The organism is Pseudomonas mosselii (assembly GCF_003205295.1).
GTDB classification, from domain to species: Bacteria; Pseudomonadota; Gammaproteobacteria; order Pseudomonadales; family Pseudomonadaceae; genus Aquipseudomonas; species Aquipseudomonas mosselii_B.
This window is the reverse complement of sequence record NZ_QJRP01000021.1, coordinates 34,727-44,713: the sequence shown is the minus strand read 5'-3', so window position 1 is coordinate 44,713 and position 9,987 is coordinate 34,727. Positions and strand designations below refer to the sequence as shown.

The following is a 9,987-nucleotide window of genomic DNA, read 5'->3' as shown; positions in this document are numbered from 1 at the left end:
TAATGCTCGTCGCTTACCGCTCGGCAGGGTTCATCAAATTGTCACTGAACTGTGGCAGCGCGCTTGAATGGATTTCATCAGACTCGCGCTCTACTGGGGATTTGCATTCTGGTGTTTCTTTTCATGCGGGCTTTACTACTTTTCTTCTTTCTGATGGTCAGCGTGCCGGCAACTTTCGCCGGTGGCCGCTGTGACGTTCATGTGCCGGTGCAACGTGCCGAGCTAGGTGAGCTGAGCCTGGTCTACCAGAGCATCGGCGCGCCGCGCGATCCCGCGCTGCTGCTGGTCATGGGCCTGGGCGGGCAGCTTATCCACTGGCCTGACGATGTGGTCGAGGCCCTGTGCCTCCAGGGGTTTCGGGTGATCCGCTATGACAACCGCGATGTCGGGCTGTCACGTTGGAACCAGTTGCCGGCCTCGGCGAACCTGACCATCGAGTTGTTGCGCTACAAGCTGGGCCTGCAGGTGTCGGCGCCCTATACCCTCACCGATATGGCCGGTGACGGCCTGCGCCTGATGGATGCCCTGGAGATCCGCCAGTTCCATGTGTTGGGGGTGAGCATGGGCGGCATGATCGCCCAGCACCTGGCGGCCATGGCCCCGGAGCGGGTAAGCAGCCTGACCCTGGTGATGTCCAGTTCGGGCGCCGCTGGCCTGCCGGCGCCGGATCCGGCGCTGGTGCAGTTGCTTGCGCGGCGCAGCGCGCCGAGCCGCGAGGTGGCCATCGAGCAGCAGGCCGACCTGCTGGCGGCGTTGGGCAGCCCCGATGTGCGGGACGACCGTGCCGTGCTGCTGGAGCAAGCCGCCGTGGCTTATGACCGGGCGTTCAATCCGGAAGGGGTCAAGCGCCAGATCATGGCGATCCTTGCCGAGCCCAGCCGGGTCGAACTGCTTAACCAGCTACGGGTGCCGACGCTGGTGGTGCATGGCACCGCCGATCCGTTGTTGCCGGTGATGCACGGGGTGCATCTGGCGGCGCATATCCAGGGCAGCCAGTTGCGGCTGATTCCGGGGCTGGCGCATCGTTTCCAGGAGCCGTTCAAGGCGCCGTTGCTGGGGGCAGTCCTACCCTACCTGCAGGCGCATCGGCAGGATGTCACGCATATCGCCCGGCTCTAGAGCCCATCGCGGGGCAAGCCCGCTCCCACGTTAGCCCCGCGGTACGCTCAGTGCATTCTTACCCAGAGGCTTACCAGCACCGTCGCCGCCACCAGCCAGGCCACCGTGGCCAGTGCCAGCGACGCTTCCAGGCGCAGGCGGTCGACCAGCACATACAAGGTCGCCAGGTACACGAAGTACGGAATGATCGACCACATCCCGAACAGGATGGTGGTCTTCAGGTCTTCCAGCGACCGTCCCTTGCCGACGATGTAGTGGGCGATCAGGGCAAAGGTGGGAAACAGCGGCACCAGGCCGGCAATGTAGTAGTTGCGGGTCTTCGACAGGATTGCCAGGAGCACCACCACGCCGGCGCCCAGGGCCGCTTTGAATACCAGGTCCACGTTGAACTTCCAGGGTCAGGTTGCCGATCAGCCGAGGCCGTACTTCTTCACTTTGTCGAACAGCGTGGTCTTGGCCATGCCCAGCTCCAGGCTGGCCTGGCTGAGGTTGCCGCCGGTACGCTGCAGGGCGTCGCTGAGCAGGTTGCGTTCGAACGCCTCCACCGCCTCGGCAAAGCCCAGGCCCTGGCTGGCGCCGCCGCTGGGGCCCTTCTTGAACGCGGGCAGGCCCAGGGCATGGCGCTCGGCGACGTTGCGCAGCTCGCGCACGTTGCCCGGCCAGTCGTGGGCCATCAGCCGCGACAGGGTCTGGCTGTCCAGCTCCGGCGCCTCGCGGTCGAAGCGCAGCGCCGATTGCTGCAGGAAGTGCTCGAACAGTTGCAGGATGTCTTCGCGACGCTCGCGCAGCGGCGGCAGTTCCAGGGTTACAACGTTGAGCCGGTAGTACAGGTCGCTGCGGAACTGGCCACTCTGGCCCAGGATGGCAAGGTCTGACTTGGTCGCGGCAATCACCCGGCAGTCCACCGGGATGCTCTGGTTCGAGCCCAGGCGTTCCAGGGTGCGCTCCTGCAGCACGCGCAGCAGTTTGATCTGCAGGTTGACCGGCATGCTCTCGACCTCGTCGAGGAACAGCGTGCCGCCGTTGGCGTGCTCGATCTTGCCGATACGGCGCTTGCCGGCGCCGGTGAAGGCATTGGCCTCGTGGCCGAAGATCTCGCTTTCGAACAGGTTTTCCGGCAGGCCGCCGCAGTTCAGCGCCACGAACGGCTGGCCCTGACGCCGGCTGAAGTCATGCAGGCAGCGGGCGACCAACTCCTTGCCGGTGCCGGTCTCGCCTTCGATCAGTACGTTGGCCGAGGTGTCGGCGACGTTGGCGATCAGTTCGCGCAACTGCTCCATGGCCGGCGAGCGGCCGATGATGCGCCCTTCCAGGCTGCTCTGTTCGGCCAGTTGGCGGCGCAGGGCGAATACCTCGCGGGACAGGCCGCGCTGTTCCAGGGCCCGGCGCACCACCTCGACCAGACGTTCGGGCGAGAAGGGTTTCTCCATGAAGTCGTAGGCGCCGTTGCGCATGGCGCCGACCGCCATGTCGATGTCGCCGTGGCCGGTGATCAGCACCACCGGCAGGCTGCGGTCGCGGGCCTTGAGACGGTTGAGCAGTTCCAGGCCGTCGATGCCCGGCAGGCGGATATCGCTGACGACGATACCGGCAAAATCGTCGCCGATGCGCTCCAGGGCCTGCTCCGCGCTGCCGACGCCTTCGCAGGCGATGTCTTCCAGGGCCAGCGCCTGCTGGCAGCCGAGCAGCACGTGCGGGTCGTCTTCGACGATCAGGACGGTGAGAGGTGCTTGTTTCATAGAGGCTCAGCCAATTCGCTAGGGGGCGTGACCAGGGGCAGGGCAAGCACGAACGCGGTGCCGCCACCGGCAGGATGTTCGACGCTCAGTGTACCCTTGGCGGCGGTGGCCAGGCTCGCCGACAGGGTCAGGCCCAGACCCAGGCCATGCTCGCCCGGTTTGGTGGTGAAGAAGGGTTCGAACAGGTGCTTGCGTGCCTCGGCATCGATGCCGTGGCCGTTGTCGAGCACCCGCAGGCGGTACTTGTCGCCTTGTACCTCGCCTTCGAGCCACAGTTGCGGCAGGGGTTGGGTGGCCATGGCGTCGAGGGCGTTGCCGATCAGGTTGACCAGGATCTGTTCCAGCCGGGTCTGGTCGATGGCCAGCAGCTGGTCGTCGAACTGTCGGTGCAGTTGCAGATGACAGGCGCTGATGCGGTTGGCCAGCACCTGAAGGGTGGCCTCCACCGCCTTTTCCAGCGAGGCCTGCCCGCTATCGTCGCCACGTCGGGCGAACGAGCGCAGGCTGGCGGTGATGCGGCCCATGCGGTCGATCAGGTCGTTCATGGTGCGCAGGTTGGCGCTGGCGGTTTCCAGTGCGCCGCGTTCGAGGAAGCGCACGGTGTTGCCGGACAAGGTGCGCAGGGCTGCCAGCGGCTGGTTCAGCTCGTGGGCAATGCTGGTGGACATCTGCCCGATGGCTGCCAGCTTGCCGGCCTGGACCAGTTCGTCCTGGGCGTGGCGCAGGGTCTGCTCGGCGTGCCGACGTTCGCGTATCTGGCCCTTGAGCCGCTCGTTGCTGGCGCGCAGGTCGACGGTGCGCTCGGTGATCTTGCGCTCCAGCTGGCTGTTGGCTTCTTCCAGCGCCTCGCGGGCGGCCAGGCGGGTGGCGATCACCTTGCGCCGCTCGTTCCAGGCGATGGCCAGGATCGCCAGCAGGGCGAAGGCCACGCCCACCAGGATGCCCTGCATCATCGATTCGCGGCGCAGGTCCTGCAGCGGGGTGAGCAGGGTGAAATGCCAGGGGGTGTCGACCAGGCGGCGGGTCTGGGCCAGGTAGGACACTTCACGCTGCTTGCCCTGATCGGTCTCGCTGTTGGCCGGGAAGGTGAGCTTCTCCACGCCGTCGGCCAGGGTTTCGCGGGCCAGCGGTTGCAGTTCGTTGAGCGGCCACCAGTAATACTGCAGGCTGCGCGCCAGGCGTTCCTTGATCTGCGGCGTCAGCGGCCGTACCGATTTCAGGCGCCGGGCCGGGTCGCTGGAGAGGATGATGATGCCGTTCTCGTCGCTGACGAAGGCTTCCAGGCGGGCACGCTGCCAGCGCTCCTCGAGGGTGTCCAGACGCACCTTGATCACCGCCACGCCGATGATCTTGCCGTGCTCCTCCAGCCCGTGGGCCAGGTAGTAGCCAGCTTCGCCGGTGGTGCTGCCGATGCCGTAGAAGCGTCCCGGCTCGCCGCGCACGGCGACCTGGAAGTAGGCGCGAAACGCCAGGTCCTCGCCGAGGAAGGAGTCGGCGTCGCGCCAGTTGCTGGTGGCCTGGACCCGGCCGTTGGTGTCGAGCACGAAGATCGCCCGGCTGCGGCTGCGCCGGTTCAGGCCTTCGAGGTATTCGTTGACGGCCTGGCGATCACCGGCCTCGGGGTCGGTGAGCAGGCGCGAGACGCTGTCCTCCAGCTCCAGTAGGCTGGGCAGGTAGGTGTACTTGCTGATTTCGCTCTCGACGGTACGTGCGTGCAGCTCGAGCTGGCGCTCGCCGTTCTCGCTGAGGGTGCGGATGCCGTTGCTCTCGCTGATCAGGAAGCCGGCAAAGCCCAGCCCGACCATCAGCAGGATGACCAGGGGCGGGACAAGCAGTTGGCGGATCAGACGGGATTTCACGGCAGGCTGGGCAGGGCGAAGGAGCGAAGGATCGCATTTCATCACAGTGGCCTTGTCACGACCAGCATCCGCTGCCCGGCAGGTGGCCGGGCAGCGTCACTGTAGCCGACTCAGTGTTGCAGGATCTTGCTCAGGAAGTGCTGGGTGCGCTCGTGGCGGGCGTTCGGGTTGCCGAAGAAATCTTCCTTCTGGCAGTCCTCGATGATGTTGCCCTTGTCCATGAAGATCACCCGGTTGGCGACCTTGCGCGCGAAGCCCATTTCGTGGGTTACGCACATCATGGTCATGCCTTCGTGGGCCAGCTCGACCATCACGTCCAGTACTTCGTTGACCATTTCCGGGTCCAGCGCCGAGGTCGGTTCGTCGAACAGCATGACGATCGGGTCCATCGACAGGGCGCGGGCGATCGCCACGCGCTGCTGCTGGCCGCCGGACAGCTGGCCGGGGTGCTTCTTGGCGTGGGCGCTGAGGCCCACGCGGTCGAGCAGGGCCAGGCCCTTCTTGGTGGCTTCCGCCTCGCTGCGGCCGAGCACCTTGCGCTGGGCGATAGTCAGGTTCTCGGTGATCGACAGGTGCGGGAACAACTCGAAGTGCTGGAACACCATGCCGACCCGCGAGCGCAGCTTGGGCAGGTTGGTCTTCGGGTCGGCGATGGAGGTGCCGTCGACCACGATGTCGCCCTTCTGGAACGGTTCCAGCGCGTTGACGCACTTGATCAGGGTCGACTTGCCCGAGCCGGACGGACCGCACACGACCACCACTTCACCCTTCTTGACCTCGGTGCTGCAGTCGGTCAGCACCTGGAAGTCCCCGTACCACTTGTTGACGTTCTTGATGGAAATCATACGGTGATCCTTTTTTGCAGGCGCTTGACCAGCCAGGAAGCGGAGAAGCTGATGAGGAAGTAGACGACACCGGCGAAGATCAGGAACTCATGGGAGCGCCCGATGATGTCGCCGTTGGAGCGGGCCGAGTTGAGGAAGTCGATCAGGCCGACGGTGTAGACCAGCGAGGTGTCCTGGAACAGGATGATGCTCTGTTGCAGCAGCAGCGGGGTCATCTTGCGAAACGCCTGGGGCAGGATGATCAGGCGCATGCACTGGCCGTAGCTCATGCCCAGCGCTTGCGCGGCGCCCATCTGGCCCTTGGAGATCGACTGCACGCCGGCGCGGACGATTTCGCAGAAGTAGGCCGCCTCGAACATCATGAAGGCCACGACGCAGGAGGTGAAGGCGCCCACCGGGGTGTCTTCGCCGGTGATCCAGCGCAGCACGAACGGCACCGCCAGGTAGAACCAGGTTATTACCAGCAGCAGCGGGATGGAGCGGAAGTAGTTGACGTAGGTGCCGGCGATATTGGCCAGCAGCTTGTTCGACGACAGGCGCATCAGGGCAAGGATGGTACCCAGGGCAATGCCACCGACCACGCCCATGACCATCAGTTGCAGGGTCAGGACCATGCCGTCCCACAGGGCGGGCAGGGCCGGGATGATTTCACTGAAATCCATGTCCATTTACTTGCCTCCCACGGAAATCAGGCCCGGTACCGCGACTTTCTTCTCGACCATGCGCATGAGCAGCATCAGGCCCATGTTCAGGGTGAAGTAGATCAGGGTGGCCAGGGTGAATGCTTCGAACAGGTTCGCGGAGAACTCGGCGGTCTGCTTGGTCTGCGCCAGCAGCTCCATAAGGCCGATCAGCGAGGCCACCGAGGAGTTCTTGAACACGTTCAAAAATTCCGAGGTGAGCGGCGGAATGATGATCCGGTAGGCTTGGGGCAGCAGCACGTTCATGTAGATCTGCGGCAGGCTGAAGCCCATCGCGCGCCCGGCCGACTCCTGGCCGCGGGGCAGTGCCTGGATGCCGGTGCGCACCTGCTCGCAGACACGGGCGGCGGTGAACAGGCCCAGGCAGATGACCACGCTGATCAGCGCCGAGGTGGTCGGGTTGAGGTCCTGCTTGAACCACTCCTGCAGGCCTTCTGGCAGCAGGTCCGGCACCAGGAAGTACCAGATGAACAGCTGCACCAGCAGCGGCACGTTGCGGAACAGCTCGACGTAGGCGGTGGCAATCCCTGACACCAGGCGGTTTGGCACGGTACGCATCACGCCGAGCAGCGAGCCCAGCAGCAAGGCGATGATCCAGGCGGAAATGGCGATGGCGATGGTCCAGCCCAGACCGGTGACGTACCAGTCCAGGTAGGTTTCGCTGCCCACGCCGGTGGACTTGAAGAACACGCCCCAGTCCCAGTTGTAATTCATCGGGATTTCCCCTCAGACGGTTGTTTCACGGGCACCTCGATACATCCGGGGGCGTTCGACGCCCTCGGATGTAAAGGTTAGACACTAACTAAGTGGCCTGTTGGATGGATTCGCGTGGATGCGCTTCAGGCCACTATTTGCCGCAGGTCAGGACTTCTTCTCGTCCGCGGCCTTGTCGGTCGGCTCGGCGATCAGCTTCTTCAGCTCGTCGCTCATCGGGAACTGCAGGTTCAGGCCCTTTGGCGGAATCGGCTGCTGGAACCACTTGTCGTAGCTCTTGTTGACTTCACCCGACTTGAAGTAGGCGACGATAGCCTCGTCGACCGCTTTCTTGAAGGCCGGGTCGTCCTTGCGCACCATGCAGCCGTAAATTTCGTACGACTGTGGCGTGCCGGTGATGACCCAGTCGGTCGGCTTCTTGGCCTTGGCCATTTCACCGGCCAGCAGGGCGTCGTCCATCATGAAGGCCACGGCGCGGCCGCTTTCGAGCATGTTGAAGGCTTCACCGTGGTCCTTGGCGGAGATCACGTTCATCTTCATCTGCTTGTCGGCGTTCATCGCCTTGAGGATACGCTCGGAGGTGGTGCCGGCGGTGGTCACCACGTTCTTGCCGGCCAGGTCGGCGAAGTCTTTATAGGATGGCTGGCCATCCTTGACCTTGGTCAGCAGGCGGGTGCCGACTTCGAAGATGCCCACCGAGAAGCCGACCTGCTGCTGGCGTTCGACGTTGTTGGTGGTGGAGCCGCACTCAAGGTCGACGGTGCCGTTCTGCACCAGCGGGATGCGGGTCTGCGAGGTGACCAGGTTGTACTTGACCTTGATGTCGGTGCCCAGTTGCTTTTTCAGGGCTTCGACGACGGCCAACTGGATGTCGTGGGAGTAGCCTACCGGTTCCGGTTTGCCGGCCAGGTAGGAGAACGGGATGGAGGAGTCGCGATGGCCCAGGGTGATGGTGCCGGAGTCCTTGATCTTCTTCAGGGTGCCGGTCAGCTCTTCGGCCATGACAGGCGACGAAATGACTGCTGCCGCGATGGCGGCGCCCAGCAATTGACGAACGATGCGCATCAAATTTTCCTCGACGTGTTTGTTTTTTTTATGGAGCCGTTGGCGGACTCTTTCGTTCAACGAATACAGCATGAAGCGTGGTGCATTCGGCTTCCAAGTGTAGAGCATTAGTCGTGCCAAGCTCTGATGTCGATCATAACGCCGCGAAAATGCTGGGGATTAATGTTTTTTGATGCCTTTACGACAGTATGTGTCGTACGGATTTCCGAAAGGGTGGCACGTCGCGCATTCGGAAATCCGAACGAATGGGCACGCAGGCGCAGCAGTCAGATGCATTGGGGCCGCAAAGCGGCCCCATGGATGATGATCGAACCCATACTTTACCGGTTTGGCGTCAGGCAGCCTGCACGCGGTTGCCCTGGGTCTGTTGCAAGTAATCAGCCAGTGCCTGTTGCTCGACCGCGCTGGTGAACAGGCCCAGCTTGGTGCGGCGCCAGAGAATGTCGTCGGCGCTGCTGGCCCATTCTTCGCAGCACAGGTAGTCGACCTCGCGGGTGAACAGGCCACCGCCCATCGACTGGCCGAGGTCTTCAGGGCCGTTGACACCGTCGAGCAGGCGCCACACACGGCTGCCATAGGTCGTGGCCCAACGCTTGGCAATATCCAGTGGCAGCCAGGCATGACGTGCCACCAGCGCATCGACCAGGGCTGGCGCGGTAGTCATGCTTTCACCGCCGGGGAGTGGTGCGCCTGCGGTCCAGCCGCCGCGCATCTGGGTGAAGAATGGCTGCAGCTCGGCCATGGCCGATTCGGCCAGCTTGCGGTATGTGGTCAGCTTGCCGCCGAACACCGACAGTAGCGGCGCCTCGCCCTGGGCGGCGGACAGCGCCAGGGTGTAGTCGCGGGTCACGGCCGAAGGGTTGTCCGATTCGTCGTTGCACAGCGGGCGCACGCCGGAATAGGTGTGCAGGATGTCGGCGCGGCTGAGCTGGTGGTTGAAGTGCTCGTTGACCACCTTGAGCAGGTAGTCGGTTTCCTGTTCGGTGATCGCCACCTTGGCCGGGTCACCGCTGTATTCGCGGTCGGTGGTGCCGATCAGGGTGAAGCGATCCAGGTAAGGAATGCAGAAGACGATGCGCTGGTCTTCGTTCTGCAGGATGTAGGCGTGTTCGCCTTCGTACAGGCGCGGCACGATCAGGTGGCTGCCCTGGATCAGGCGGATGCCGTAAGGTGAATCTAGCTTGAGGTCGTCCTTGATGAAACTGGCGACCCAAGGGCCGGCAGCGTTCACCAGTGCCCGGGCGCGGATGCTCTGCAGGCTGCCGTCGGCATGCTGCAGTTCCACCTGCCACAGGCCATCGACGCGTTCGGCGCGCAGGCAGCGGGTGCGGGTGTGGATGTGCGCGCCCTTTTCTCGGGCGGCCATGGCGTTGAGCACCACCAGACGGGCATCGTCCACCGCGCAGTCGGCGTATTCGAAGCCGCGGGTGATGGCTGGCTTGAGCGGGTAGCCCGGGCCGAAGCGCAGGCTGCGCGAGGCGCCCAGGCGCTTGCGTTTGCCCAGGTGGTCATAGAGGAACAGGCCGGCACGAATCATCCAGGCCGGGCGCAGGTGAGGGCGATGGGGCAGCACGAAACGCATGGGCTTGACGATGTGCGGCGCCTTGGCCAGCAATACTTCACGCTCGGCCAGTGCTTCACGCACCAGGCGAAACTCGTAATGCTCCAGATAGCGCAGGCCGCCGTGGATCAGCTTGCTGCTGGTTGAGGAGGTGTGCTGTGCCAGGTCGTCCTTTTCGCAAAGGAACACCTTCAGGCCGCGCCCGGCGGCATCGGCAGCGATACCGACGCCATTGATGCCACCGCCGATTACGGCGAGGTCGTAGCAGTCCTGGAGTGGTTGCTGGGACGAAACGGGCTGGGACACGGGCAAGGCCTCCTGAGGCTGTTCACATCGAATATGAACATTGATGTTCGTTTTCGAAAATACTAGCGCAATGAACAG

General features: G+C 63.9%; 9 protein-coding genes. 1 reads left to right on the top strand and 8 read right to left on the bottom strand.

Going from position 1 to position 9,987, the window contains the following annotated elements:
• Positions 1–123 precede the first annotated feature (123 nt).
• Positions 124–1,119 carry an alpha/beta fold hydrolase gene (locus tag DMX06_RS18735; protein WP_110738818.1) on the top strand — a complete coding sequence of 332 codons (996 nt, stop codon included), beginning with the start codon at positions 124–126 and terminating at the stop codon, positions 1,117–1,119.
• A 47-nt stretch (positions 1,120–1,166) separates the two neighbouring features.
• Here the strand turns inward: DMX06_RS18735 and DMX06_RS18730 are convergent, their stop codons facing one another.
• The 8 genes from DMX06_RS18730 to glpD all read right to left on the bottom strand — a co-directional run bounded on the left by DMX06_RS18730 (position 1,167) and on the right by glpD (position 9,909).
• Positions 1,167–1,502 carry a GlpM family protein gene (locus DMX06_RS18730; RefSeq protein ID WP_110738817.1) on the bottom strand — a complete coding sequence of 112 codons (336 nt, stop codon included), beginning with the start codon at positions 1,500–1,502 and terminating at the stop codon, positions 1,167–1,169.
• Positions 1,503–1,529: 27 nt separating this feature from the next.
• A complete protein-coding gene (locus tag DMX06_RS18725) occupies positions 1,530–2,858 on the bottom strand; it encodes a sigma-54-dependent transcriptional regulator (protein WP_110738816.1) in 1,329 nt (442 codons plus the stop codon).
• Positions 2,855–4,759: a sensor histidine kinase gene (locus DMX06_RS18720; protein ID WP_110738815.1), complete on the bottom strand. Its 1,905-nt coding sequence runs from the start codon at positions 4,757–4,759 to the stop codon at positions 2,855–2,857. Before DMX06_RS18720 ends, DMX06_RS18725 begins: the two co-directional genes overlap by 4 nt.
• 68 nt (positions 4,760–4,827) lie before the next feature.
• Positions 4,828–5,562, bottom strand: a complete 735-nt coding sequence (locus DMX06_RS18715) for an amino acid ABC transporter ATP-binding protein (protein ID WP_110738814.1) — start codon at positions 5,560–5,562, stop codon at positions 4,828–4,830.
• Positions 5,559–6,230: an amino acid ABC transporter permease gene (locus DMX06_RS18710; RefSeq protein ID WP_011532506.1), complete on the bottom strand. Its 672-nt coding sequence runs from the start codon at positions 6,228–6,230 to the stop codon at positions 5,559–5,561. Before DMX06_RS18710 ends, DMX06_RS18715 begins: the two co-directional genes overlap by 4 nt.
• Positions 6,231–6,977: an amino acid ABC transporter permease gene (locus tag DMX06_RS18705; RefSeq protein WP_023629014.1), complete on the bottom strand. Its 747-nt coding sequence runs from the start codon at positions 6,975–6,977 to the stop codon at positions 6,231–6,233.
• Positions 6,978–7,124: 147 nt separating this feature from the next.
• Positions 7,125–8,042, bottom strand: coding sequence for a glutamate/aspartate ABC transporter substrate-binding protein (locus tag DMX06_RS18700; protein ID WP_110738813.1), 918 nt, complete (start codon positions 8,040–8,042; stop codon positions 7,125–7,127).
• A 334-nt stretch (positions 8,043–8,376) separates the two neighbouring features.
• Positions 8,377–9,909, bottom strand: a complete 1,533-nt coding sequence (gene glpD, locus DMX06_RS18695; protein WP_110738812.1) for a glycerol-3-phosphate dehydrogenase — start codon at positions 9,907–9,909, stop codon at positions 8,377–8,379.
• Positions 9,910–9,987 lie beyond the last annotated feature (78 nt).

What these genes read in the sequence shown, in the direction of transcription:
- DMX06_RS18735 (WP_110738818.1), top strand. Translation starts at nt 124, where the DNA reads ATGCGGGCTTTACTACTTTTCTTCTTTCTGATGGTCAGCGTGCCGGCA.
- DMX06_RS18725 (WP_110738816.1), bottom strand. Translation starts at nt 2,858, where the DNA reads ATGAAACAAGCACCTCTCACCGTCCTGATCGTCGAAGACGACCCGCAC.
- DMX06_RS18720 (WP_110738815.1), bottom strand. Translation starts at nt 4,759, where the DNA reads ATGAAATGCGATCCTTCGCTCCTTCGCCCTGCCCAGCCTGCCGTGAAA.
- DMX06_RS18715 (WP_110738814.1), bottom strand. Translation starts at nt 5,562, where the DNA reads ATGATTTCCATCAAGAACGTCAACAAGTGGTACGGGGACTTCCAGGTG.
- DMX06_RS18710 (WP_011532506.1), bottom strand. Translation starts at nt 6,230, where the DNA reads ATGGACATGGATTTCAGTGAAATCATCCCGGCCCTGCCCGCCCTGTGG.
- DMX06_RS18705 (WP_023629014.1), bottom strand. Translation starts at nt 6,977, where the DNA reads ATGAATTACAACTGGGACTGGGGCGTGTTCTTCAAGTCCACCGGCGTG.
- DMX06_RS18700 (WP_110738813.1), bottom strand. Translation starts at nt 8,042, where the DNA reads ATGCGCATCGTTCGTCAATTGCTGGGCGCCGCCATCGCGGCAGCAGTC.